Source organism: Micromonospora sp. M71_S20, assembly GCF_003664255.1.
Lineage (GTDB): Bacteria > Actinomycetota > Actinomycetes > Mycobacteriales > Micromonosporaceae > Micromonospora.
The window spans coordinates 48,294-72,002 of sequence record NZ_RCCV01000003.1; the positions used below are offsets into that span (position 1 = coordinate 48,294).

Annotated in this window: 24 protein-coding genes; 17 read left to right on the forward strand and 7 right to left on the reverse strand. The window is 72.8% G+C overall.

Annotated features, from left to right (window positions below; all coding sequences use genetic code 11):
* The first annotated feature begins 39 nt into the window (after positions 1–39).
* Both holA and DER29_RS25415 read left to right on the forward strand, forming a co-directional pair.
* On the forward strand, positions 40–1,020 hold the full coding sequence (gene holA / locus DER29_RS25410) for a DNA polymerase III subunit delta (protein ID WP_121400210.1): 981 nt from the start codon (positions 40–42) through the stop codon (positions 1,018–1,020).
* The gene (locus DER29_RS25415) at positions 1,017–1,538 is read left to right on the forward strand and encodes a hypothetical protein (RefSeq protein ID WP_233600154.1); all 522 of its coding nucleotides are present in this window, start codon (positions 1,017–1,019) and stop codon (positions 1,536–1,538) included. Before holA ends, DER29_RS25415 begins: the two co-directional genes overlap by 4 nt.
* Before the next feature lie 492 nt (positions 1,539–2,030).
* Here the strand turns inward: DER29_RS25415 and rpsT are convergent, their stop codons facing one another.
* On the reverse strand, positions 2,031–2,297 hold the full coding sequence (gene rpsT, locus DER29_RS25420) for a 30S ribosomal protein S20 (RefSeq protein WP_088998874.1): 267 nt from the start codon (positions 2,295–2,297) through the stop codon (positions 2,031–2,033).
* Positions 2,298–2,431: 134 nt separating this feature from the next.
* Positions 2,432–3,418, reverse strand: a complete 987-nt coding sequence (locus DER29_RS25425; protein ID WP_233600155.1) for a phosphotransferase — start codon at positions 3,416–3,418, stop codon at positions 2,432–2,434.
* A gap of 125 nt (positions 3,419–3,543) precedes the next feature.
* Here DER29_RS25425 and DER29_RS25430 point away from each other — a divergent pair, with 125 nt between their 5' ends.
* From DER29_RS25430 to DER29_RS25465, 8 genes are all read left to right on the forward strand, one after another.
* Complete coding sequence (locus DER29_RS25430; protein ID WP_121400212.1) at positions 3,544–4,080, forward strand: DUF4240 domain-containing protein; 537 nt, start codon at positions 3,544–3,546, stop codon at positions 4,078–4,080.
* A 170-nt stretch (positions 4,081–4,250) separates the two neighbouring features.
* Positions 4,251–6,128 (forward strand): translation elongation factor 4, encoded by a 1,878-nt coding sequence (gene lepA / locus DER29_RS25435; RefSeq protein WP_121400213.1) that lies wholly within the window; start codon positions 4,251–4,253, stop codon positions 6,126–6,128.
* Positions 6,129–6,462: 334 nt separating this feature from the next.
* Entirely contained in the window at positions 6,463–6,750 is a 288-nt protein-coding gene (locus tag DER29_RS25440) for a GlsB/YeaQ/YmgE family stress response membrane protein (RefSeq protein ID WP_121400214.1), read from the forward strand.
* A gap of 270 nt (positions 6,751–7,020) precedes the next feature.
* Complete coding sequence (locus DER29_RS25445; protein ID WP_121400215.1) at positions 7,021–7,308, forward strand: GlsB/YeaQ/YmgE family stress response membrane protein; 288 nt, start codon at positions 7,021–7,023, stop codon at positions 7,306–7,308.
* Between the two features lie 227 nt (positions 7,309–7,535).
* Entirely contained in the window at positions 7,536–8,825 is a 1,290-nt protein-coding gene (locus DER29_RS25450; RefSeq protein WP_121400216.1) for a sugar ABC transporter substrate-binding protein, read from the forward strand.
* Positions 8,822–9,808: a carbohydrate ABC transporter permease gene (locus DER29_RS25455; protein WP_121400217.1), complete on the forward strand. Its 987-nt coding sequence runs from the start codon at positions 8,822–8,824 to the stop codon at positions 9,806–9,808. The genes DER29_RS25450 and DER29_RS25455 overlap by 4 nt, the downstream gene beginning before the upstream one ends.
* A complete protein-coding gene (locus DER29_RS25460) occupies positions 9,805–10,662 on the forward strand; it encodes a carbohydrate ABC transporter permease (protein WP_121400218.1) in 858 nt (285 codons plus the stop codon). The genes DER29_RS25455 and DER29_RS25460 overlap by 4 nt, the downstream gene beginning before the upstream one ends.
* 96 nt (positions 10,663–10,758) lie before the next feature.
* Positions 10,759–11,400, forward strand: coding sequence for an MOSC domain-containing protein (locus DER29_RS25465; protein ID WP_121400219.1), 642 nt, complete (start codon positions 10,759–10,761; stop codon positions 11,398–11,400).
* 156 nt (positions 11,401–11,556) lie between these two features.
* On the opposite strand, the gene DER29_RS25470 is transcribed toward DER29_RS25465, so the two are convergent.
* The 3 genes from DER29_RS25470 to DER29_RS25480 form a co-directional block, all read right to left on the reverse strand.
* Positions 11,557–12,492, reverse strand: coding sequence for a phytanoyl-CoA dioxygenase family protein (locus tag DER29_RS25470; RefSeq protein ID WP_121400220.1), 936 nt, complete (start codon positions 12,490–12,492; stop codon positions 11,557–11,559).
* Positions 12,493–12,680: 188 nt separating this feature from the next.
* Positions 12,681–13,541, reverse strand: a complete 861-nt coding sequence (locus DER29_RS25475; protein ID WP_199729548.1) for a hypothetical protein — start codon at positions 13,539–13,541, stop codon at positions 12,681–12,683.
* Between the two features lie 97 nt (positions 13,542–13,638).
* Entirely contained in the window at positions 13,639–14,451 is an 813-nt protein-coding gene (locus DER29_RS25480; protein WP_121400221.1) for an enoyl-CoA hydratase-related protein, read from the reverse strand.
* A gap of 20 nt (positions 14,452–14,471) precedes the next feature.
* Between DER29_RS25480 and hemW the strand changes: the two genes are divergently transcribed.
* Entirely contained in the window at positions 14,472–15,695 is a 1,224-nt protein-coding gene (hemW, locus tag DER29_RS25485; RefSeq protein ID WP_121400872.1) for a radical SAM family heme chaperone HemW, read from the forward strand.
* Between the two features lie 40 nt (positions 15,696–15,735).
* On the opposite strand, the gene DER29_RS25490 is transcribed toward hemW, so the two are convergent.
* The gene (locus DER29_RS25490; protein WP_121400222.1) at positions 15,736–16,416 is read right to left on the reverse strand and encodes a DUF4870 domain-containing protein; all 681 of its coding nucleotides are present in this window, start codon (positions 16,414–16,416) and stop codon (positions 15,736–15,738) included.
* Positions 16,417–16,659: 243 nt separating this feature from the next.
* Here DER29_RS25490 and hrcA point away from each other — a divergent pair, with 243 nt between their 5' ends.
* The 3 genes from hrcA (at position 16,660) to DER29_RS25505 (ending at position 19,683) form a co-directional block, all read left to right on the forward strand.
* Positions 16,660–17,682, forward strand: coding sequence for a heat-inducible transcriptional repressor HrcA (gene hrcA, locus DER29_RS25495; RefSeq protein WP_121400223.1), 1,023 nt, complete (start codon positions 16,660–16,662; stop codon positions 17,680–17,682).
* 73 nt (positions 17,683–17,755) lie between these two features.
* On the forward strand, positions 17,756–18,901 hold the full coding sequence (gene dnaJ, locus DER29_RS25500) for a molecular chaperone DnaJ (RefSeq protein WP_192581261.1): 1,146 nt from the start codon (positions 17,756–17,758) through the stop codon (positions 18,899–18,901).
* Between the two features lie 47 nt (positions 18,902–18,948).
* Positions 18,949–19,683 carry a 16S rRNA (uracil(1498)-N(3))-methyltransferase gene (locus DER29_RS25505; protein ID WP_121400225.1) on the forward strand — a complete coding sequence of 245 codons (735 nt, stop codon included), beginning with the start codon at positions 18,949–18,951 and terminating at the stop codon, positions 19,681–19,683.
* 151 nt (positions 19,684–19,834) lie between these two features.
* Here DER29_RS25505 and DER29_RS25510 read toward each other — a convergent pair whose 3' ends face one another.
* On the reverse strand, positions 19,835–20,596 hold the full coding sequence (locus DER29_RS25510) for an SDR family NAD(P)-dependent oxidoreductase (protein WP_121400873.1): 762 nt from the start codon (positions 20,594–20,596) through the stop codon (positions 19,835–19,837).
* Positions 20,597–20,690: 94 nt separating this feature from the next.
* On the opposite strand from DER29_RS25510, the gene DER29_RS25515 reads away from it, so the two are divergent.
* The 3 genes from DER29_RS25515 (at position 20,691) to DER29_RS25525 (ending at position 23,697) form a co-directional block, all read left to right on the forward strand.
* A complete protein-coding gene (locus tag DER29_RS25515) occupies positions 20,691–21,050 on the forward strand; it encodes a histidine triad nucleotide-binding protein (RefSeq protein WP_088998892.1) in 360 nt (119 codons plus the stop codon).
* Positions 21,047–22,423: a serine hydrolase gene (locus DER29_RS25520; RefSeq protein WP_121400226.1), complete on the forward strand. Its 1,377-nt coding sequence runs from the start codon at positions 21,047–21,049 to the stop codon at positions 22,421–22,423. Before DER29_RS25515 ends, DER29_RS25520 begins: the two co-directional genes overlap by 4 nt.
* 218 nt (positions 22,424–22,641) lie before the next feature.
* Positions 22,642–23,697: a PhoH family protein gene (locus tag DER29_RS25525; protein WP_121400227.1), complete on the forward strand. Its 1,056-nt coding sequence runs from the start codon at positions 22,642–22,644 to the stop codon at positions 23,695–23,697.
* Positions 23,698–23,709: the final 12 nt, after the last annotated feature.

A 23,709-nucleotide genomic window follows, 5' to 3' on the forward strand; every position in this document is an offset into this window, starting at 1 on the left:
CCGACGAGCAGACTGGATCCGGCCGCCGGCCGTGCGAATATGGGCGGCGTGACCGCCGCCAGCCTCGCTCCTATTCTGCTCGTCCTCGGCGACGAGGAGCTGCTCGCCACGCGCGCGGTCACCGAAGCCGTCGCGAAGGCCCGCAGCGTCGACCCCGACGTGGACGTCCGCGAATACCAGGCCGGTGCCCTCGTCGTCGGCGAGATCGCCGAGATGCTCAGCCCGTCCCTCTTCGGTGGGCGCCGGGTGCTGGTGCTGCGCGCCGGCCAGGACGCCCGCAAGGACCTGGTGGCGGCTCTGCTGGCGTACGCGAAGAACCCCGACCCGGAGGTGCAGCTCATCGTGCTGCACCTCGGCGGGGCCAAGGGCAAGGCGTTCGCCGACGGGCTGAAGGCGGCCGGCGCGACGGTGGTGCCGGCGGCCAAGCTCAAGGGGCACCGCGACCGGGTGGCCTTCGTCCGGGACGAGATCCGCCGGGCCGGCGGGAAGTGCACCGACGACGCGGCCGAGGCGCTCATCGCGGCGGTCGGCAACGACCTGCGCGAGCTGGCCGCCGCGTGCTCCCAGCTGATGGCCGACACCGACGGGCGCATCGGCGCCGACACGGTCTCCCGCTACTACCGGGGCCGGGTCGAGGTGACCGGCTTCACCGTCGCCGACGCCGCCATGGTGGGCGACGTGCCTGCGGCGCTGGAGGCGCTGCGCTGGGCGCTGCACGTGGGGGTCGACCCGGTGCCGATCGCCGACGCGATCGCCGACGGCGTCCGCACCGTGGCCCGGGTCGCCGCCGCCGGTCGGGGCGACCCCTTCCAGCTGGCGAGCACCCTCGGCATGCCGGCGTGGAAGATCAGGTCCGCTCAGCAGCGGGCCCGTGGCTGGACGCCGGAGGGGCTGGTCCAGGCGATGCGGGCCGCGGCCGAGTGCAACGCGGCCGTCAAGGGCGGCTCGGACGACCGTGCGTACGCGCTGGAGCGGGCCGTGTTCTCGGTCGCCGCCGCCCGGCAGGGTGGCGCCAGGTGAGCGGAGCACCCCGTGGCTCGTGGGCCACGATCCCCGCCGACGAGGAGCGGTACCGGCCGCTCTACGCGCGCCTGCTCCGGCTGCGCTTCGTCAACCCGGGCGGGGTGCTCTGCTTCCTCTTCTTCGAGGGCGCCGTCGCGCTCGCCGCGCTGCTCGCCCTCGCCGAGCTGGTCACCTGGTGGGCGGTGCTCATCCTGCCCGCCACGGTGGCCGCGATGGTGAAGCTCAACGACATGGTCGCCGCGATGGTGGTCCGCTCCGCCGCCCTCGTGCCCGAGCAGGAACGGGACCGCTTCCGTCAGCAGATGGAGCCGGCGGTCGGGCGGGCCAGGGTCGACTGGGTCGCGCACACCGTGCCGGGCGTCGTCGTCACGGCGTCGCCGATGCCGCGCGCCGCGCGCGCCGTACGCGACCGGCAGGTGCACCTGGATCCGCGGCACGGCACGGGGGAGCGGGACGCCGCTCGCGCGGACGCCGAGTTCGGCCCGCAGCGCGCCCACCCCGATCCGCTGGGCTGACGATCCGCCGCCCGCCGCCCGCCGCCCGCCGCCCGCCGCCCGCCGCCCACTGCCCGCCGCTTGCTGCGGGTCCCCGGCCCGGCGTCGAGGCCTCCGACGTCGCTTGCTGCGGGTCGCCCCGGTTCAGATCTTGGAAGGAAACGGCCCGGTTGGGGGCCGGTTCTCGCCAATATCTGGCGCGGAACGACGGCGCGCGATCATGCCAATGGGCCTACCGGCGGCGTGATCCGTGCGGCCTCACCTGCGGCGTAATCCCATACGGCCTCGCCTGCCGGTGATCCGGGCGGCCACGGCGCGCGCCGGACCGCGTGCGTCACCGGCGACCCGCTTCACCTTCGGGACGGCAGGCGTTGCTTGTGCCTCCGGAGCCGGCGACGACGAAAACCCGGCGGAGGGGACCCCGGCCGGGTGGTGGTGCGGAACGCGGTACGTCAGACAGCCGGAAGCCCCGGGAAGTGCCCGGGGCTTCCGGTCAGGTCTGAGGTCGCCTCGTCAGGCGGAGAGCGACACCACGCGCTTGGCGATCGCGGACTTGCGGTTCGCGGCCTGGTTCGAGTGGATCACGCCCTTGCTGACCGCCTTGTCCAGCTTGCGCGAGGCGTCACGCATGAGGATGGTGGCCTTCTCGACGTCACCGGCCTCAGCAGCCTCGTTGAACTTCCGGACGGCGGTCTTCAGCGACGACTTGACCGACTTGTTACGCAGCCGGCGCTTCTCGTTCTGCCGGTTGCGCTTGATCTGGGACTTGATGTTCGCCACGCGACAGCCTCGTCTTGATAGCTCGGGTTGGTCTGCTTCCGCGCGCGACGAGCATGCGTCATCGCTGCGCGAAGAGCCAGGTTACCAGGTCGCCCGGGACGAGCCAAAACGGCTCGGTCCCCGCCCCGGTCCGGTCAGGTCCAGCCCTGCCGGCGGGCGAGCCAGCCGAGTGACTGCTCGCCGCTCCATCGCTGGTGCGCCGGGAGGTGCGGCGACGCGGTCCCGGGCGTCGCGGCGGCGGTGGTGAGGAAGTAGCCGGACAGGGCGGCGAGGGCGGCGTCCAGCGCGTCGGGAGGTGCGCCCGCCGATGCCGGGTGCCGGGCGAAGAGCGCGTCGGCGTCCAGGCCGTCGGCGTACGCGGTGAGCAGCAGGGTCACCAGGTCGAACCAGGCCGGCCCCTGGCAGAGCCACGTCCAGTCGCAGAACCAGGCCCGCCCCGCCCCGTCGATCAGCACGTTGTCCAGCCGCAGGTCGCCGTGGATCAGACCGGTCGCGCTGGCGGCGTACGCCGGGAGAAGGGACTCCAGCGCGACCAGGTCGGGCAGGCGGTCCCGGATCGGCGCGGGCAGCGGCGGTGCCGGCTCCCGGCCGGCGGCCACCTCGCCCCACCAGAGGATGTCGTCCCGGGCCAGGTCGGCGAGGTGGGGCAGCCCGAGTTCGCGCAGCCCGGCCGGGGCGTCGGCCAGCGCGGCGGCGACGTCGGCGTACCCGGTCAGGGTCGCGGTCAGCTCGGCGGGGTCCCAGGGCAGCCGGGGGGTGTGCCCGTCGACGGCGTCCAGGCAGAGCGCGAACCAGCCGGCCTCGTACAGCGTCCACCGGGGGCGGGGCGCCGGCAGCCCGTCCGGTAGCCGGTCGAGGATCGCGGCCTCCCGGGCGTACCAGTCGACCAGTCGCGGTTGCTCGACGGTGGCGGCGGCCTTGACGAAGGCCCGGCCCCCGGCGGCGGTGCGGAGCACGGCGGCGAAGCCGCGGGTGAAGCCGGCGCCGGCGACCCGGGCCGCGACCACGGGCGCGCCGAGCCGCTCACCGATGGCGGTACGCAGCGCGGCCGGCAGCGTCGCCCACTCCGGCCGGCGGGCGGTCGCGTGGTACGGCACGGGCGGCGGGGACGTCGGGGTCACGCCACCATGCTGCCGCGCGGCGGGTCGGGCCGCACCGCCACCGCCACCGCCTCCGGCGCCCGCGACCCGCCGGGCCCGCCGTGGCGGGGCCGGGGAGGGGGCGCGGTCTGCCAGACTGCCAGGCCATGAGGACCGACGACTTCTGGCAGTTGATCGACCGGGCCCGGGCCGGCGGCGGGGGAGAGCCGCACGCGGTCGCGGCGCGGGCCGTCGCCCTGCTCGCCGAGCGCGATCCGGAGGACATCGTCGGGTACGCCCGCCACCAGGCACGGGTGCTGTCCGCCTCGCACAAGGTCGACCTCTGGGGCGCCGCCTACCTGATCAACGGAGGCGTGTCCGACGAGGGCTTCCACCACTTCCGGGGCTGGCTGATGACCCAGGGGCGCGAGGTGTTCGCACGTGCCGTCGCCGACCCGGACTCGCTGGCCGGGCTGCCGCAGGTCAGGGCGGCCTCGCTCAGCGGCGAGGAGTTCTCGGCCGCCGAGATGCTGGCGGCGCCGTGGGACGCGTACCGCCGGGTCACCGCCGCCGAGCTGCCGGCGGACCCGGAGCCGGCCCCGGTGCCCGACCTCAACGACTTCTGGGACTTCGACGACGAGGAGGAGGCGAAGCGGCGGCTGCCGAAGCTCGCCGCCCTCTTCGTCGAGCCGCCCGCCGAGTGACCCCGCTCGCCCCTGCGCCGCCGGGCGCGGGGTGGGGTGGGGCGGTGCTCGCGGGGTGGTCCCGGCGGTGGGGATCGCCCGCACAGCGGACGCACGCCGGCGACGTGGGAGCATAGAGGGGGCCGGCGTCGTGCCGGCCCGCTCACGTCAGCCGACCAGAACGGACCGCTGTGCCTCCGACGCTCGATTCCGGCGCGAACGCTCCTGGTTCCACCGACCCGGCGCGCATCCGGAACTTCTGCATCATCGCCCACATCGACCACGGGAAGTCGACCCTGGCCGACCGGATGTTGCAGCTCACCGGCGTGGTCGACCCCCGGCAGATGCGTGCGCAGTACCTCGACCGCATGGACATCGAGCGCGAGCGCGGCATCACGATCAAGAGCCAGGCCGTCCGGATGCCCTGGACCATCCGGGAGGGCGACCGGGCCGGCGAGACCGCCGTGCTCAACATGATCGACACCCCGGGCCACGTCGACTTCACCTACGAGGTGTCCCGGTCGCTGGCCGCCTGCGAGGGCGCGATCCTGCTGGTCGACGCCGCGCAGGGCATCGAGGCGCAGACCCTGGCGAACCTCTACCTGGCGCTCGAGAACGACCTGCACGTCATCCCGGTGCTCAACAAGATCGACCTGCCGGCCGCCCAGCCGGAGAAGTACGCCGAGGAGCTGGCGCACCTCATCGGGGGCGACCCGGCGGACTGCATCCGGGTCTCCGGCAAGACCGGTGACGGCGTGCCGTACCTGCTCGACGAGATCGTCCGGCAGTTCAAGCCCCCGGTCGGCGACGCGGCGGCGCCCGCCCGCGCCATGATCTTCGACTCGGTCTACGACGTCTACCGGGGCGTGGTCACCTACGTCCGGGTCATCGACGGGCGGATCAGCGCCCGCGACCGGATCAAGATGATGTCGACGGCCGCCGTGCACGAGCTGCTGGAGATCGGCGTCATCTCGCCCGAGATGGTGAAGGCCGACGCGCTCGGCGTCGGCGAGGTGGGTTACCTGATCACCGGTGTGAAGGACGTCCGCCAGTCCCGGGTCGGTGACACGATCACCATCAACTCCCGGCCGGCGACGGAGGCCCTGGGCGGCTACAAGGACCCGAAGCCGATGGTCTACTCGGGCCTCTACCCGATCGACGGCTCCGACTACCCCAACCTGCGCGAGGCGCTGGACAAGCTCAAGCTCAACGACGCCGCGCTCGACTACGAGCCGGAGACCTCGGGCGCGCTCGGCTTCGGCTTCCGCTGCGGCTTCCTCGGCCTGCTGCACCTGGAGATCATCCGGGAGCGGCTGGAGCGCGAGTACAACCTCGACCTCATCTCCACCGCGCCGAACGTGGTCTACCGGGCCATCACCGAGGACGGCGAGGAGATCGTCGTGACGAACCCGAGCGAGTACCCCATGGGCAAGATCGCCGAAGTGTACGAGCCGGTCGTGCGCGCCACGGTGCTCACCCCGAACGACTACGTCGGCGCGGTGATGGAGCTCTGCCAGGGCCGCCGGGGCAGCCTGCTCGGCATGGACTACCTCTCCGCCGACCGGGTGGAACTGCGCTACACGCTGCCGCTCGCGGAGATCATCTTCGACTTCTTCGACCAGTTGAAGAGCCGTACCAAGGGCTACGCCTCGCTGGACTACGAGCCCTCCGGCGAGCAGGCGTCCGACCTGGTGAAGGTCGACATCCTGCTGCACGGTGAGCCGGTCGACGCGTTCAGCGCGATCGTGCACAAGGACAAGGCGTACAACTACGGCGTCACGATCGCGGCGAAGCTGCGCAACCTGATCCCGCGCCAGCAGTTCGAGGTGCCGATCCAGGCGGCGATCGGCAGCCGGGTGATCGCCCGGGAGACCATCCGGGCGATCCGCAAGGACGTGCTCGCCAAGTGCTACGGCGGTGACATCAGCCGTAAGCGCAAGCTGCTGGAGAAGCAGAAGGAGGGCAAGAAGCGGATGAAGATGGTGGGCCGGGTGGAGGTCCCCCAGGAGGCCTTCATCGCCGCGCTCTCCTCCGACTCCGGCGACGGCAAGGCTCCCGGCAAGAAGTGACCCGCCGCCGGTGCGTCCGGCGGATGACGACGTACGACGGCCGGCGCCCCGGCCGGGCTGTGGACCCCTCGGTGGTCCCGCCCGGCCGGGGCGCCGGCCGTTCGCGTCGAAGGAATTTTTCGGCCCCGCGGCCCCCGTGCTCCGCCCGCCGGACGGAAGGGCGCCACCTGCGCGAATGATCGCGCGGGGGCAATCGCCGCGCCATGTGCCATTGACGTACGACGTCGTCCTCGTCGGTCGGACCGGTTTGGGTTTTCGGCGGGTCGGGAACTTAGCGGTCACGACAGGAACACCACAGACAGTGGTACTGAATCTTTTAGAGAAGGAGGGCGACGTGGAGCTCACCGTTTGGGGCATCGTCACCGCGCTCATCGTTGGTCTTATCATCGGCGCTCTGGGTCGCCTGCTCGTGCCGGGCCGCCAGAACATGCCGATGTGGCTGCACATGCTGATCGGTGTGGGCGCCGCGCTGCTGGGCACCGTGCTGGCCCGGGCGATGGGTATCGCCACCGAGACCGCCGGCATCGACTGGGGCGAGCTGCTGGTCCAGGTCGTGCTGGCCGCGATCGCCGTGGCGCTGGTCGCCGGTGTGGGTCGTCGCCGCAGCGTCACCCACCGGTAATCCCCGTACCGCTCGACGGGCGTCCGACCGCACAGGTCGGGCGCCCGTTTCGCGTCCGCCCGATGCCCCTCGCGGGTAGGCCCCGACGTCCGTCCGTCCGGTCCCGGGCGGACGTGGCAGCGCAGCGGCGGTGCCGGAAGTCCGGTCTGGACATGTGTCGAACCGGTGCCCCGGAAAGTCGGTTTGGAATTTCGGCGGGTCGGGAACTTAGCGGTCACGACAGGAACACCACAGATCGTGGAACTGATTCTTCTCGAGGAGGAGGGCGACATGGAGCTCACCGTTTGGGGCATCGTCACCGCGCTCATCGTTGGTCTCATTGTCGGCGCTCTGGGTCGCCTGCTCGTGCCGGGCCGCCAGAACATGCCGATGTGGCTGCACATGCTGATCGGTGTGGGCGCCGCCCTGCTGGGCACCGTGCTGGCCCGGGCGATGGGTATCGCCACCGAGACCGCCGGCATCGACTGGGGCGAGCTGCTGGTCCAGGTCGTGGTGGCCGCGATCGCCGTGGCGCTGGTCGCCGGTGTGGGTCGTCGCCGCAGCGTCACCCACCGGTAATCCCCGTACCGCTCGACGGGCGTCCGACCGCACAGGTCGGGCGCCCGTTCGCGTACGCCCCGATCGTCTCGGTGCGCCCGGTTTCGCCCCCGCGCCCGGCCGCGCATGATCGATCTGCTGCGGTACCGTCGCCTCTCTTTCGCCGACCGCCCACTGTCGTAAAGGAATTTTTCCTACTAAGGTGCGGCGGAGAAGGTTAGTGCCAAGCGGCGCGAGGGAGATGTGGCGTGAACAGGTGGAAGCGGCTGGCCCCGGTCACCGCCGTCGTGGCCTCGGCCGCGATGGTCCTGGCCGGTTGCGGTGGCTCCGATGACGACAAGGCCGCCGACAACAGCAAGCTGACGGTCTGGATGATGGGCGAGGGCAGCGAGGCGCAGACCAAGTTCCTCGACGGCGTCGAGACCGAGTTCCGGCAGAAGCACCCGGACACGGACGTGGTGGTCCAGTACATCCCCTGGCTCGAGGCGCCGAAGAAGTTCCAGGCCGCGCTCGCCGGCGGCGAGGGGCCGGACGTCACCGAGCTGGGCAACACCGAGACCCAGGGCTGGGCGGCGCAGGAGGCGCTGGCCGACGTGACCGACCGGATGAACGGCTGGACCGAGGGCAAGGACATCCTCCCCGACCTGGTCAAGAACGCCCAGCTCGACGGCAAGCAGTACGGCGTCCCGTGGTACGCCGGCGTCCGGGGGATGTACTACCGCACCGACTGGTTCGCCGAGGCGGGCGTGAAGCCGCCGACCAACTGGGACGAACTGGTCTCCGCCGCCAAGACCGTGCAGGCCAAGAAGCCGGGCACGTACGGCATCGCGCTGCCGGGCAACTCCGAGCTGCCCTTCTACTCGTTCCTGTGGGGCGCCGGCGCGGAGATCGCGACGCAGCAGGGTGACTCCTGGAAGTCCGGCTACAACACGCCCGAGGCGCAGAAGGCCGTCAAGTTCTGGACCGACATGGTGACCGTGCACAAGGTGGCCCCGCCGGCCGCCGCGGGTTGGAACGAGATCGACGCCCGGACCCAGTTCGCCACCGGCAAGGCGGCGATGGCCTTCGGCGGCAGCTGGCAGCAGGGCGCCATCAAGAAGGACAACCCGGAGATCGAGAAGGTCTGGGGCACGTTCCCGATCCCCGGCCCCGACGGCAAGGCGGCGCCCGGCTTCGCCGGCGGCTCCGACGTCGCGATCTGGAAGGACAGCGAGCGGCAGGACCTCGCCTGGGACTACCTGACCGTGCTGCTGAACAAGAAGAACGACCAGGCCTTCGCCGACAGCCTCGGCTTCTTCCCGGTCTACAAGGACCTGGTTGGCGGCGACAAGTACGCCAACGACAAGATCATGTCGGCGTTCGCCACCACGATGCAGAACACCAAGCTCACGCCGCTCACCCCGAAGTGGGTGGAGGTCAGCCGGACCAAGACGGTGACCCAGGCGATGAACAGCTCGGTCATGAAGGGTCAGAAGACGGTCGAGAAGGCTACCGCCGACGCGGCCGCGGAGATGGAAAGCATCCTCAACGCCAAGTGACCACGCTGACCGAGGCGCCGGAGACGGCCGCCGCGCGGGAGACCCCCGCGCGGCGGCGTCGCCGGGTGGACCGCCTGCCCTACCTGCTGCTCCTGCCCTGCCTGGTGATTATCGGCGTACTGCTGCTCTGGCCGCTCGGCCAGGTGGTGGTGATGTCCTTCCACCAGCTCAACAACGTCCGACAGCTGCGCGGCGACCGCGAGTGGCCGTGGGTGGGCCTCGGCAACTACGCCGAGATCCTCAGCGATCCGTTCTTCCTGACGGTGCTGCGCAACACGGTCCTCTTCGCCGTGGCCAACGTCGCGCTCACGATGGTCCTGGGCACCCTGGTCGGGCTGCTGCTCAACCGGCTCGGCAAACGGATGGCCGCCTTCGTGGCCAGCTGCGTGATGCTCGCCTGGGCCACCCCGGCGCTGACCGGCACGATCGTCTGGAAGTGGATCTTCGACGACACCAGCGGCCTGGTCACCTGGCTGTTCAACGCGCTGCCCGACGGGCTGTCGCAGAGCCTCTTCGGGCGCAGCGACTGGACCGGCTACGGCTGGTTCAACTCGCCCCTGCTGTTCTTCTCGATCCTGACCCTGGTGGTGGTCTGGCACTCGTTCCCGTTCATCGCCGTCAGCGTGCTGGCGGGCCTGAAGAGCGTGCCGAGCGAGCTGCACGAGGCGGCCCGGGTCGACGGGGCCGGCCCGTGGAAGGTGTTCTGGAAGATCACCTTCCCGCTGCTGCGGCCGGTCTTCGGGATCCTGGTCGTGCTCTCCACGATCTGGGACTTCAAGGTCTTCACCCAGCAGTTCGTGCTGGCCGGCGGCACGCAGGACCGGCCGACGTTCATGCTCTCCATCTACTCGTACGCGGAGGCGTTCTCACCCCCGCCGAAGTACGGTCTCGGCGCCGCGATCGCGGTGATCCTCACCCTGATCCTGCTGGTGGTGACCGGCCTCTACGTCCGCATGGTGCTCAAGCAGGAGGAGGACGCGTGACGCGACGCGGAGGCGGCGGGGGCGCGAAGCGGCTCGCGCTCAACGGCGCGGGGCTGCTGGTGGCGCTCTTCGCCGCGTTCCCGGTCTACTGGATGATCGCGACCTCGCTGAAGCCGAGTTCGGAGATCTTCTCGTCCACCCCCCGGCCGGTGCCCACCGAGCCGACCCTGGAGCACTACCGGCAGATCCTCACCGGGAACCTGATCCCGGGCGTCACCTTCGCCGACTTCTTCCTCAACAGCGTGCTGGTCGCGGTCTCCACCGTGGTGCTCAGCGGCCTGGTGGCGCTGCTGGCCGCCACCGCCGTGGCCCGGTTCCGCTTCAAGCTGCGGACCACCTTCCTGATCATGCTGCTGGTGGTGCAGATGATCCCGCTGGAGGCGCTGGTCATCCCGCTGTTCCTGATGATCCAGCGGCTCGGGCTCTACAACACCCTGCCCAGCCTGATCCTCACCTACCTCGGCTTCTCGCTGCCGTTCGCGGTCTGGATGCTGCGCGGCTTCGTCGCCGCGGTGCCCAAGGAGTTGGAGGAGGCCGCCGCCATCGACGGGGCCAGCCGGGCGCAGACCTTCCGCAAGGTCCTCTTCCCGCTGGTGGCGCCCGGGCTGGTGGCCACGAGCATCTTCTCGTTCATCACCGCCTGGAACGAGCTGATCTTCGCGCTGACCTTCATCAACGACCAGGAGAGCTACACCCTGCCGGTCGCGATGACGTTCTTCTTCGGCCGCGACGACACCGCCTGGGGCCCGGTGATGGCCGCCTCCACGCTGTTCACCCTGCCGGTGATCGTCTTCTTCCTGCTGGTGCAGCGGCGGATGGTCTCCGGGCTGGTGGCCGGCGCCGTCAAGGGCTGACGCCCGCACGAGGACACGCGAAGGAAGGGCTCTCGTCGACGAGAGCCCTTCCTTCGCGTGTCGGGGGCATGCGTCCCGCGGGCTAGGCTGACCGCCATGACGGGCAGGCTGGCTTCGGTGAACCTCGGCGGGGTGACCGAGGCGGATTGGGCGGGCGACGCGAGCGGTCGCAGCGGCATCGACAAGCGGCCGGTCGACGGCCCGGTGCTGCTGCGCGCGGACGGGGTGGCCGGCGACTTCATCGGCGAACGCGCCCACCACGGCGGTCCGGACCGGGCGGTCTACGCGTACGCCGAGGAGGACGCGTCCTGGTGGGCGGAGGAGATGGGCCGCAGCATCCGCCCCGGCGGTTTCGGGGAGAACCTGACCACGTACGCGGTGGACGTGACGGGCGCCGTGATCGGCGAGCAGTGGGCGATCGGGTCGGCGCTGCTCCAGGTGACCAAGCCGCGCACGCCGTGCACCACCTTCGCCGGCTTCTGGGGCGTGCCCGACCTGATCAAGCGGTTCACGGCGCGGGCGACGCCCGGGGCGTACCTGCGGGTGCTGCGCGAGGGGGAGGTTGGCGCGGGGGACCCGGTCGAGGTGGTGGACCGGCCCGCGCACGGGGTGACTATCGGCGAGGTGTTCCGGGCCCTGAACCTGGAGCCGGAGCTGCTGCCCCGGCTGCTCGACGCGCCCGACCTGCCGGACCGGCTCCGGGAGAAGGCGCGCCGCCGGCTCGCCGGCCGGAGCTGACCCGACCGCCGCCATCGCGGCCCGCCCCCGCGCATGGAGGCGGGGCGCCGCATCCCCGAGAAGGATGGACGTGGGCGGCCGGGAACGGGAACGGGCCCCGTCCCGTGGGGGAGGGGGCCCGTCCGGCGTCGGCCCGGCGCGCGCCGGGTGACCGGGTCAGCGCAGCCAGGGCACGCTGCGGTCGAGCAGACCGCGCTGCTTGAGCTCCTTGCGCAGCGGGATCTCGTCGTCGATGTAGCCGTCCCAGTTGATGCCCCAGTAGTTGGCGGTGTGGGTGCCCTCACCGCAGAGCTGGCGCTGCACCGGCGTGCGGTTGGCCCACCACTCGCCGTCCTTGTCGATGTGCAGCTCGTCCAGCGGCCGGATCCACCGGTAGGTGTAGCCGACGAAGAGCATCTTGCGGGTGATGGTCGACAGGTTGGTCGACCGGGAGTGCCACTGGCGGCGGTCGAAGATGAAGGCGTCACCGGGGTTGGCGGTGATCTCCACCGTGCCCTCCGGGTCCGGGTTGTGCACGGAGGTGTCCTCGGGGCGGGGCAGCGAGTTCCACAGGTGGCTGCCCGGGATCACCTTGGTGGCGCCCCGGCCCTTCTCCGACAGGTCGGACAGGACGTAGGCCACCTTGAGCGAGAACATCGGCCGAGGCAGGTTCGGGTCCATCGTCTCCGGGTCGGAGTTCTGCCGGTACCCGTCCTGGTGCCAGCCCCAGTAGGGCTTCTCCGGCTCCGCCGCCGGCGGGGTGACGTCCAGGTGGTTGTGGTGGGTGTAGATGTTCCAGCCGGCCAGGCCCCACATGTACGGGAAGGCGATCGGGTGGGTCAGCAGGTCGCCGAAGAGCTCGTCGCGCTCCAGGAAGCCCAGCAGGTGCAGGGTGCCGTCCTTGGTGGTGGTGCCCTTCGCCTTCTCCTCGGCGTAGACGCGGTCCACCGCCGCCTCCAGCGCCGCCCGGTGGTCCTCCGTCAGCACGTTGCGCAGCAGGAGGAAGCCCTGCTCGTGGAACTCCTTGCGGTCGGTGTCACTGATCGGTTCGTAACCGGTCCGGTCGCCGTAGTCGAACACCTCGACGTACCCCTCCCCATGAGGCGAAACCATTGCTGGCACAGGCCGCCGATCGTAACCCGCTGGTCTCGGGGCGGGACACTGCCCAGCACGATATGCGACCGTTGCCCGGACTGTGGGGAGCGGCGCGGTGACGATTCGTCACGGCTGTGGAGCGCGCCGCGGGTTATCGCCGGGAATGCCGGATTGCGCGGTGACTGCCGGTAAGGAGATCGGGGCCACTACGCCTCGGCGAAGACCTCCGCGACGACCTGCCCGGCGGCCGGGGCCTCGTCGGTCCGGTTCCAGGTGCCGTCGCGGGCCGTCCACTCCAGGTCGCCGAAGCGCACCCGCTTCACGCCGTGGTCCTGCGCGTGGGAGACCAGCCAGTGCGCGTACCGCCAGCCCCGGCGCTCGTCGGCGGCCGGGACCGTCAGGCCCGTCAGGTCCGCCGCGGTGCTCGCGCCGGCCAGGCCCCAGTCCAGCAGGAGGCCGCGGGTCAGCGCGCTCGCCGCGGCCTCGCCGCGCATCGCCGGGTCGCGCCCCACCGTGCAGGCGACCGCGCCGGTGGCGTGTCCGACCAGGGCCCGGGTCAGCACCTCGGACTCGTCCGCCCATTTCTGGTACGCCTCCGGGAAGGCCGAGCGCTGCACCTTCTGCGCCGCGTCGGTGACCCGCATCCGCTCCCAGCCGCGCACCTTCTTCAGCCCGGCGTAGAACTTCCCGGCCGCGTAGCGGGGGTCACGGATCTGCTCCGGGGTGCCCCAACCCTGGCTGGGGCGCTGCTGGAACAGCCCGACCGAGTCGCGGTCACCGCCGGCGAGGTTGCGCAGGCCGGATTCCTGGTAGGCGGTGGCCAGCGCGACGACGACGGCCCGCTCGGGCATCTTCCGCTGGATGCCGATGGCCGCGATCGTCGCCGCGTTGGCCATCTGGTCGGGGTCCAGGGCCACGCGCCCGTCCGCCTGCACCGTGCAGGTCCGGCTGGCCAGGGGGAGGCGCAACTGCCCGCCCATCTGCCGGATGACGATCCAGATCCCGACCGCGGCGAGGACGACGAGGACGACGCCGCCCGCCACGACTGCCCGAGTACGCACCCACACCCCCTGATCGACAGTCCGACAAGCGTACGTCCCTCGTGGTGCCTTCCGGGGTCGTCCGACCGGTTCTCCACGCCTGCCCGCGCGACGCGCGCCGGCGTTACCGGTCGGCGCCCGCGGCGGCGTCGCCGTCGGCGGCGGGCACCCAGCTCGCCGGCCGCTTCTCCCGGAACGCCAGGACGCCCTCGCGTCCCTCCTCCGACAGGAAGTACCCGGTCGAGAGGGTGGACAGGCCGGCGATCTCCGTCCGCAGGTCCACGGCGGGCGGCCGGCGCAGCAACTGCTTCGCCCCGGCCAGCGCGCCCGGAGCCCCCCGCACCAGAGAGTCGCAGTACCCCGCAACCGCCGCTTCCAGTCCGTCCGCCGGCCCGGCGGCGGTGACCAGGCCGATCTCGGCCGCCCGCCGGCCGTCGAAGGTGTCGCCGGTCAGGTAGAGCTCGGCCGCCGCGCGGGGGTGCAGGCGGGGCAGCACGGTCGCGGAGATCACCGCCGGCACCACGCCGATCCGCACCTCGGTGAAGGCGAACGTCGCCTCCAGCGCGCACACCGCCAGGTCCGCCGCCGCGATGAGACCGAGGCCGCCCGCCCGGGCCGGGCCGGCCACCTTCGCCACCACCGGCTTCGGGCACTCCCAGACCGCCGCGAGCACGTCGCCGAGCATCCCGGCCGGCACGGTCCCGCTGGCGTACGCGGCGGCCGTCTCCTTCAGGTCCGCCCCGGAACAGAAGACCGGGCCCGTGTGGTCGAGCACGATCACGCGTACGGCGTCGTCGGCGACCGCCTCGGCGAGGCCGGCCAGCAGCTGGGTCATCAGCGGCGTGGAGAGCGCGTTGCGGTTGTGCGGGCTGTCCAGGGTGAGGGTGGTCACCCCACGGGCCGTGGCGGCCCGCACGAGCACGTCGGGAGAGGTCATGGAAGGGCACACTAGTGGCCATGCCCGGCGTCCTTCCAGAAGGCGAAACCGTCCCCGTCGACGGTTCGCTGCCCGCCACCGCCACCCGAGCCGTCGGCGCGCGTGGCTTCGGCGTCTACGTGCACGTGCCGTTCTGCGCCAGCCGCTGCGGCTATTGCGACTTCAACACGTACACCGCCGCCGAACTGGGCGGCGGGGCGGGCCGGGAGGGCTACGCCGACACCGTGCTGGCCGAGCTGTCCCTCGCCCGCCGGGTGCTGGGCGACGCCCCGCCGCCCCGGGTCGACACGGTCTTCGTCGGCGGCGGCACCCCGACCCTGCTCCCCGCCGACGACCTGGCCCGGATCCTCGACGGCATCGACCGCACCTGGGGGCTCGCGCCCGACGCCGAGGTGACCACCGAGGCCAACCCGGAGTCGGTCACGCCGGAGTCGCTGAAGGCGCTGCGGGCCGCCGGCTACACCCGGATCTCGCTGGGCATGCAGTCCGCCGCGCCGGGCGTGCTGGCGATCCTCGACCGTACGCACAGCGCCGGCCGGGCCGTCGCCGCCGCCCGCGAGGCGCGCGACGCCGGGTTCGACCACGTCAACCTCGACCTGATCTACGGCACGCCGGGGGAGACCGGGGCGGACTTCGCCGCCTCGCTGGACCAGGTCGTCGCCGCCGGGGTGGACCACGTCAGCGCGTACGCCCTGATCGTGGAGGACGGCACGCGGCTGGCCGCCCGGATGCGGCGCGGCGAGCTGCCGTACCCCTCCGACGATGTCGCCGCGGACCGCTACCTCGCCGCGGAGGCCGCCCTCGACGCGGCCGGTCTGTCCTGGTACGAGGTGTCGAACTGGGCCCGCGACGAGGCGGCCCGGTGCCGGCACAACCTGCTCTACTGGACCGGCGCCGACTGGTGGGGCCTCGGCCCGGGGGCGCACAGCCACGTCGGCGGCGTGCGCTGGTGGAACGTCAAGCACCCCACGACATACGCGAAGCGGCTGGCCGCGGGCGACTCGCCCGGCCTGGCCCGCGAGGTGCTCACCGCCGACGAGGCGCACATGGAGGACGTCATGCTCCGGCTGCGCCTCGCCTCCGGGCTGCCCCTGGCCGCCCTCGACGACGCCGGTCGGGCCGGCGCCGCGCGGGCCCTCGCCGACGGGCTGCTGGCCGCCGACGAGCACGCGGCCGGTCGGGCCGTGCTGACGCTGCGGGGCCGGCTGCTCGCCGACGCGGTCGTCCGTGACCTGCTGCCCTGAACCGCGTGCCGGGGCCGGCCGGGGGAGCGGCCGACCCGGGTCACCTGGTGAAGCCGTAGGTCATCGGGTAGCGGTAGAGCACGCCCTCGTTGGCCTTGACCCCGCCGACGATGCCGAAGATCAGCGGCACCAGCCAGACGAGCATCGGGACGAAGAACAGCACCCCGCAGGTGATCAGCGTGACCACCCAGCTCAGCACCCCGACGATCGTCCAGGTGAGCTGGAAGTTCAGCGCCGCGACGGCGTGCGCCCGGGCGGTCGGCGACTGCTGCCCCCGGGCCATCAGCGCGATGAGCGGCGCAAGCCAGCCGAGCAGGCCGCCGCCGACGATCACGCCGACCGCGCCGCCGAAGTGGGCGATCAGGGCCCAGTTCTTGTCGTCGTTGCTGGCGTAGCCGCCCGTCGGCGGTCCGTAGCCGCCACCGGCCGGGTAGCCGGCCCCCGGCGGGCCGTAGCCGCCGGGCGGCGGGAAGCCGCCGGGCGGGGGATAGTCACCGGGCGGCGGATAGTCACCGGGCGGGGGGTAGCCGCCCGACGGCGGCTGGTCGCCGGTGGGCGGCGGATAGCCACCGGGTGGAGGATGGCTGCCCGGGCCCGGCGCCCCGGACAGTGGTGCGGTGGGGTCGCCGGAGCCGGCGTGGCCGGGAACCCCCGACGGAGCGGTCGGGTCCGGCGGGAAGCCGGGGTCCCCCGCTCCGGGAGGGCGAGGTGGTTCAGTCATGGAGGTCACGGTAGGGGCAGCCGGCAAGGCGGCACCAGCGTGACACCGGCCGGGCACGCCCGGACGACCGGTCCCCGGGGCCGTCGGGCGGGCCCGCGCGGTCGCCGATCGGACTGATCGCCCCAGGTCGATCATCGCGCCGGCGGCCCTGCCGACGTAGACTGGCACTCGCTACAGTCGAGTGCCAGCAGCCCGCCCCGGCCCCCGCGTGCCGGGGCCGACGTGCGACAGGAGGTGGGGAGAATGGGTCTCGACGACCGCAAGCTCGCCGTACTGCGCGCGATCGTCGAGGACTACGTCGCCACGCAGGAGCCCGTCGGCAGCAAGGCGCTGGTCGAGCGGCACCAGCTGGGGGTCTCACCGGCGACCGTCCGCAACGACATGGCCGTGCTGGAGGAGGAGGGCTACATCCGCCAGCCGCACACCAGCGCCGGCCGGGTGCCCACCGACCGGGGCTACCGGCTCTTCGTGGACCGGCTGTCCCGGGTGAAGCCGCTCAGCCCGGCCGAGCGCCGGGCGATCGAGCGTTTCCTGGTCGGCGCCGTCGACCTCGACGACGTGGTGCACCGCACCGTCCGGCTGCTGGCGCAACTGACCCGGCAGGTCGCCGTGGTGCAGTACCCGAGCCTGGCCCGATCCTCGGTGCGCCACCTGGAGCTGGTGCCGATCTCCACCACCCGGCTGATGCTGGTCATGATCGCCGACACGGGCCGGGTCGAGCAGCGGCTGGTCGAGCTGCCCGCGCCGATCCCCGCCGATGACGTCACGGACCTGCGCCGGCTGGTCAACGAGAAGCTGGTCGGCACCCGGCTGTCGGAGACCCCGCCGCTGGTGCAGGCGCTGGTCGAGGAGTCGCTGCCGCACCTGCGGCCGGCGATGACCACCCTCTCCACCGTGCTGCTGGAGACGCTTATCGAGCGGCACGAGGAGCGGATCGCGCTGGCCGGCACGGCCAACCTCACCCGCGGCGGCCTGCTCGACTTCCAGGGCTCCCTGCGTCCCATCCTGGAGGCGCTGGAGGAGGAGGTCGTCATGCTCAAGCTCATCGGCGAGGCGGAGCCGAGCACGACGCGGGTGCTGATCGGCGACGAGAACGAGATCGACAACCTGCGCGCCGCCTCGGTGGTCAGCACCGGCTACGGGCCGGGCGCGACCAGCGTCGGCGGCCTCGGCGTGCTGGGGCCGACCCGGATGGACTACCCCGGCACCATCGCCACGGTGCGGGCCGTGGCACGCTACGTGGGCGAGCTGCTGGCCCAGAACTGACCAGTCAGGGCCGACGGCCGGCTCCGGCCGCCGACCGGCGCAACGCGAGACGAACATGAGGACACGGAACGCAGTGGCCAGGGACTACTACGGCATTCTCGGGGTGAGCCGGGAAGCCTCCGACGACGAGATCAAGCGCGCCTACCGCAAGTTGGCGCGGCAGTTCCACCCGGACGTGAATCCGGATCCGGAGGCACAGGAGAAGTTCAAGGACATCAACGCCGCGTACGAGGTCCTCTCGGACGACCGGAAACGGCAGATCGTCGACCTGGGCGGCGACCCGCTCGCCCCCGGCGGCGGGGGTGCGGGTGGCCCCGGCGGCCCCGGCGGCGCCGGGCCGTTCGTCGGCTTCCAGGACATCATGGACGCGTTCTTCGGCGGCGCGGCCGGCGGTTCGCGGGGTCCGCGACCGCGGACCCGGCCCGGCGCGGACGCGATCCTGCGGCTGGAGCTGGACCTGCACGAGACCGCGTTCGGCGTCGAGGCGCCGATCACCGTCGACACCGCCGTGCTCTGCACCACCTGCTCGGGCGCCGGCACGGCGGCCGGCACCCACCTGGCCACCTGTGAGGCGTGCGCCGGCCGGGGCGAGGTGCAGTCCGTGCAGCGCACCTTCCTCGGTCAGGTGGTCTCCGCCCGGCCGTGCACGGTCTGCCAGGGGTACGGCACCACCATCCCGCACCCGTGCCCGACCTGCGCCGGCGACGGCCGCGTCCGCACCCGGCGTTCGCTGACCGTCAAGATCCCGGCCGGTGTCGAGGACGGCATGCGCATCCGCCTCGCCCAGCAGGGCGAGGTCGGCCCGGGCGGCGGCACGGCCGGCGACCTCTACGTGGAGATCCACGAGCGGCCGCACGACGTCTACTCCCGCAAGGGCGACGACCTGCACTGCCGGGTCACGGTGCCGATGACCGCGGCGGCCCTCGGCACCCGGCTGACCATCAAGACGCTGGACAGCGAGGAGACGGTCGACGTCAAGGCCGGCACCCAGCCGGGCAGCACGCTGCGGCTGCGCGCCCGGGGCGTGCCGCACCTGCGCGGCACCGGCCGGGGCGACCTCTACGTCCACCTCGACGTGCGTACCCCCACCAAGCTCGACGCCGACCAGGAGAAGATGCTGCGCGACTTCGCCAAGACCCGGGGCGAGGAGGTCGCCGAGCTCACCAAGCAGGGCGGCTTCTTCTCCCGGATGCGCGACGCCTTCAACGGCCACGCCTGACCGGCCTGACCGCCCCGGCGCCCGCCGGGGCGGCTAGCCTGATCGTCGTGTCCGCGCCGCTGTTCCTGGTCGAGTCGCTGCCCACCGCCGACCAGCTCACCCTGGGCGGCCCCGAGGGGCACCACGCCGCCACCGTGCAACGGCTGCGCGTCGGCGAGGAACTGCTGCTCGCCGACGGTCGGGGCGGCACCGCGTCCGCGGTGATCACGGCCGTCGGCAAGGGCACCCTCGACCTCGACGTCACCTCCCGGGGGTACGTCGACGCGTCCGTCCCCCGCCTCGTGGTGGTGCAGGGCATCGCCAAGGGCGACCGGGGCGAGCTGGCCGTGCAGGCGATGACCGAGGCCGGGGTGGACGAGATCGTGCCCTGGGCGGCGTCCCGCTCGGTGGCGCAGTGGCGCGGCGACCGGGGCGTACGGGCGCGGGAGAAGTGGGTCGCCACGGCCCGGGAGGCGGCGAAGCAGGCCCGCCGGTCGTGGCTGCCGGTGGTGGCCGGCGCCCCCGACGAGTCGACGACCCGGGTGGCCCACCGGATCGCCGGCGCCGCCGCGGCGTTCGTCCTGCACGAGGAGGCGGGTGAGCGGCTGACCGCCGTCGAGCTGCCCGCCGCCGGTGAGATCGTGCTGGTCGTCGGCCCGGAGGGCGGCATCGCCGACGCCGAGCTGACCGCCTTCACCGAGGCCGGCGCCCGGCCGGTGCGCCTGGGGCCCTCGGTGCTGCGTACGTCCACCGCCGGCGTGGCCGCCCTCGCGGTCCTGGCCACCCGCCTCGGCCACTGGTGACCGGCGGGCGGTCACGACACCCCGCCCGCCCCGCCCCACTCCCGCGTCGATGATGCAGTTGTGGTGGGCGAGATGTGTGTTTTCGCGCCCTTGGTCAGGCACCACAACTGCATGATCGCCCGAGACCTGGCGGTGTCGCCGCCCGGCGGGGTCAGCTGCGCAGGTAGGACGCGCCGTTGAGGTCGACGATGGTGCCGGAGGCCCACTCCGCCTGGGGGGAGGCGAGCCAGTGCACGGCGGCGGCGATCTCCTCGGGGCGGGCCACCCGGTTGAACGGGCTCTGCGCCCGGATGGCGGCGCCCCGCTCCCCGCTCAGGTGCCCGGTGGTCATGTCGGTCTCCACGAAGCCCGGGGCGACCGTGGCGATCGTGATGCCGTACGGGGCGAGGGCCACCGCCAGCGACTGCCCCAGCGCGTTCAGCCCCGCCTTGCTCGCCCCGTACGCCGGCTGCTCCGGCTCGCCCCGGAAGGCTCCCCGGGAGGAGACGTTGACGATCCGGCCGCCCCGGTCGCGCATGTGCTGCGCGGCGCACCAGATGACGTTGCCCGCGCCGGTCAGGTTGGTCTCCAGCACCTGCCGCCACTGCGCGCGCCACTGCTCGTAGGAGGCGCCGAAGACCGGGTGCGGGGCGTCCCGCTCGCCGTACACCCCGGCGTTGTTGACCAGCACGTCGAGCCCGCCGAGCAGGCCGGCCGCCTCGTCGACCATGGCCCGTACGGCGTCCGGGTCGGTGAGGTCGGCGCGGACCACGACGTGCCCCTCGCCGGGCAGTTCGGCGCGTAGCCGCTCGGCCAGCTCGGCCGAGTCCCGGTGGTGGATCGCCACCCGGTCGCCGCCTGCCGCGAACGCGGTCGCCACCGCCCGTCCGATGCCGCGCGAGGCCCCCGTCACCAGTACCGCCCGTGAAGTCACGCCGGCCATCATGCCTGGCCCACCCCGGGTGCAAGGAAGGGACCCTTCCTCTACCGGAGGCGTTAACAAGGTGCCCTTCCTTACACTGCCCCGCATGGGAACCGACTGCCTCTTCTGCCGCATCGTCGCCGGCGAGATCCCGGCCACGATCGTCCGGGAAACCGCCACCACGCTCGCCTTCCGTGACATCGACCCGAAGGCGCCGGTGCACGTGCTGGTCATCCCGAAGGAGCACTACGCCGACGTGGCGACGCTCGCCCAGGGCGATCCCGCGCTGGCCGGGGAGGTCCTCGCCACGGCCGCCGCGGTGGCCGAGGACGAGGGACTGCTCGGCGACGGCTTCCGGCTGATGTTCAACACCGGCGCGTACGGCGGCCAGGAGGTCTTCCACGTGCACGCGCACGTGCTCGGCGGCGCGCCACTGGGCCCGATGCTGGCCCGGAACCTCGCGTGACGCCGATCGGCGACCGCCTGTCCCGGCTGGTGCGCACGGTCCAGGCGCAGGCCCGGGTGCCGGCGGTGTCGGCGGCCCTGCACCGCGCGGACCGCCCCCTCTGGACGTGCGCCGTCGGTGGGACCGGCAACGACACCGAGCTGGGGCCGGGCACCCGGTTCCGGATCGGGTCGGTAACGAAGACGTTCACCGCCGTGCTGACGCTCCAGTGCCGCGACGACGGCCTGCTGGACCTGGACGACCCGCTGGGCCGGCACCTGGACCTGCCGGCCCACGGCGAGCTGACGGTGCGCCGGCTGCTGTCGCACACCGCCGGCCTGCAACGCGAGCCGTACGGCGACGTCTGGGACACCCTGCGCGCGCCGGACGTCGACGGGCTGGTCGCCGACCTGGCCCGGGCCGAGCGGGTGCTGCCCCCGGCCCGCCGCTACCACTACTCGAACCTGGGCATGGCGCTGCTCGGCCGGCTCGTCGGCCACCTGCGGGGCGGCACCTGGGCGGAGGTGCTCGGCGAGCGGGTGCTGACCCCGCTGGGGCTGGCCGGGACCTCGACGACGCCCGGGCCGCACGCCGCGACGGGGTTCCTGGTCGACGCCTACTCCGACGAGGCGCACCCCGAGCCGCCGACCGACTTCGGGGCGCTCGGTCCGGCGGCGCAGCTGTGGAGCACCGCCTCCGACATGGCCCGCTGGGCGGCCTTCCTCGCCGACCCGGCGGCGCTGGACCCGGCCGGCGCCGTGCTCGCCCCGGCCACGCTCGACGAGATGCGCTGGCCGGCGACGGTCACCGACGAGACGCTCTGGGCCGGCGGCTTCGGGCTGGGGCTGATCCTGGTGCCGCAGGGCAAGCGGATCATGCACGTCGGCCACGACGGCGCGATGCCCGGATTCCTGGCCGGCGTCTACGGCCGGCGGGGCGGGGAGGGCACCCCCGGCGCCATGGGGGTCGCGGTGCTCGGCTCCTCCGGCACCGCCGGCGAGGTGCTCGACCTGCCGCACCGGCTGCTGGCCGCCGCGGTCGAGCACGATCCCGCCGACATCACGCCGTGGCAGCCGGGCCCGCCCGCCCCGGAGGGCGTACGCGGGCTGCTCGGCCGCTGGTGGGGGGAGGGTTTCGAGTACGTCTTCTCCTGGCACGACGGCGAGCTGCGGGCCCGGGGCGCCGACGACCCGGCCGGCAAGCCGCCGTCGGTCTTCGTCCCGCTGCCGGAGCGGCCGGACGTGTTCCGCACGGTCTCCGGCCGGGAGGCGGGGGAGCTGCTCCGGCTGACCCGGGACGAGCACGGCATGGTGGTCCTGATGCACTGGGCGACCTACCGGTTCACCCGGCACCAGGAGACCTTCGAGCGGTACGACTTCCGCGCCGGCTCCTGACGGGCGCGCGTGACCGGACGGGTCGGGGCCGGGGAGCCGCCCCGTCCGGTCCGCCCCTGCCGCGGACGGGGTGACCGGTCCGCTCGTGCCCCACGCGCGGAAATGGGCAGGGTGCCACCGCTGTTGGAAAGATAAGATGGCAGGAACGTCAGCGCGTCGCGCCAGCAGGCCGGCGCCGAGATCGAGAGCAGGTGGCGCAGGGCCCCTCGGCCCGACCTATGACCGGCACCCCACCTCCCGGCCCGCCCCGGGTGCAGACCAGGATCACCGTCCCGGATTCCAAGATCATGGTCAACCTGCTCGGCGCGGGTGACGAGATCCTGCGACTGGTCGAGCGCTCGGTCGACAGCGACGTGCACGTCCGGGGCAACGAGATCACGATCACCGGCGCCCCCGCGGACAACGCCCTCGCCGAGCGGATCTTCAGCGAGCTGCTGGAACTCATCGAGAAAGGCGAGACCCTGACCACTGACGCCGTCCGGCGTACCGTCGGCATGCTCGAGCAGGGCGGCGCCGAGCGGCCCGCCGAGGTCCTGACGCTCAACATCCTCTCCCGGCGCGGCCGCACCATCCGTCCCAAGACGCTGGGGCAGAAGCGCTACGTCGACGCGATCGACGCGTATACCATCGTCTTCGGCATCGGCCCCGCCGGCACCGGCAAGACCTACCTGGCGATGGCGAAGGCCGTCCAGGCGTTGCAGGCCAAGCAGGTCAACCGGATCATCCTGACCCGGCCGGCGGTCGAGGCGGGGGAGCGGCTCGGCTTCCTGCCCGGCACGCTCAACGAGAAGATCGACCCCTACCTGCGCCCGCTCTACGACGCGCTGCACGACATGCTCGATCCGGATTCCATCCCCAAGCTGATGGCGGCGGGCACGATCGAGGTCGCGCCGCTGGCGTACATGCGGGGGCGTACCCTCAACGACGCGTTCATCATCCTCGACGAGGCACAGAACACCACGCCCGAGCAGATGAAGATGTTCCTCACCCGGCTCGGCTTCAATTCCAAGATCGTCGTCACCGGTGACGTCACCCAGGTGGACCTCCCCGGCGGCACGACCAGCGGCCTGCGGGTGGTCCGGGAGATCCTGGAGAACGTCGAGGACGTGCACTTCGCCGAGCTCTCCAGCTCCGACGTGGTCCGCCACCGGCTGGTCGGGGAGATCGTCGACGCGTACGCCCGCTGGGACGAGCGGGAGAACCAGCAGGCGCAGAGCGTGCACGCCGTGCCGGGGCGGTCCGCCCAGGGCGGCCGGGCCGGCCGGCGCCGCTAGACCGAGGGAAGA

Bases quoted from the DNA above. Each gene is read 5' to 3' on its own strand.
- DER29_RS25525 (WP_121400227.1), top strand. From the start codon at position 22,642: ATGACCGGCACCCCACCTCCCGGCCCGCCCCGGGTGCAGACCAGGATC.
- hemW (WP_121400872.1), top strand. From the start codon at position 14,472: ATGCCCGGCGTCCTTCCAGAAGGCGAAACCGTCCCCGTCGACGGTTCG.
- DER29_RS25480 (WP_121400221.1), bottom strand. From the start codon at position 14,451: ATGACCTCTCCCGACGTGCTCGTGCGGGCCGCCACGGCCCGTGGGGTG.
- DER29_RS25470 (WP_121400220.1), bottom strand. From the start codon at position 12,492: ATGGTTTCGCCTCATGGGGAGGGGTACGTCGAGGTGTTCGACTACGGC.
- DER29_RS25430 (WP_121400212.1), top strand. From the start codon at position 3,544: ATGAGGACCGACGACTTCTGGCAGTTGATCGACCGGGCCCGGGCCGGC.
- DER29_RS25490 (WP_121400222.1), bottom strand. From the start codon at position 16,416: ATGACTGAACCACCTCGCCCTCCCGGAGCGGGGGACCCCGGCTTCCCG.
- holA (WP_121400210.1), top strand. From the start codon at position 40: ATGGGCGGCGTGACCGCCGCCAGCCTCGCTCCTATTCTGCTCGTCCTC.
- hrcA (WP_121400223.1), top strand. From the start codon at position 16,660: ATGGGTCTCGACGACCGCAAGCTCGCCGTACTGCGCGCGATCGTCGAG.
- DER29_RS25465 (WP_121400219.1), top strand. From the start codon at position 10,759: ATGACGGGCAGGCTGGCTTCGGTGAACCTCGGCGGGGTGACCGAGGCG.
- DER29_RS25445 (WP_121400215.1), top strand. From the start codon at position 7,021: ATGGAGCTCACCGTTTGGGGCATCGTCACCGCGCTCATCGTTGGTCTC.
- DER29_RS25515 (WP_088998892.1), top strand. From the start codon at position 20,691: ATGGGAACCGACTGCCTCTTCTGCCGCATCGTCGCCGGCGAGATCCCG.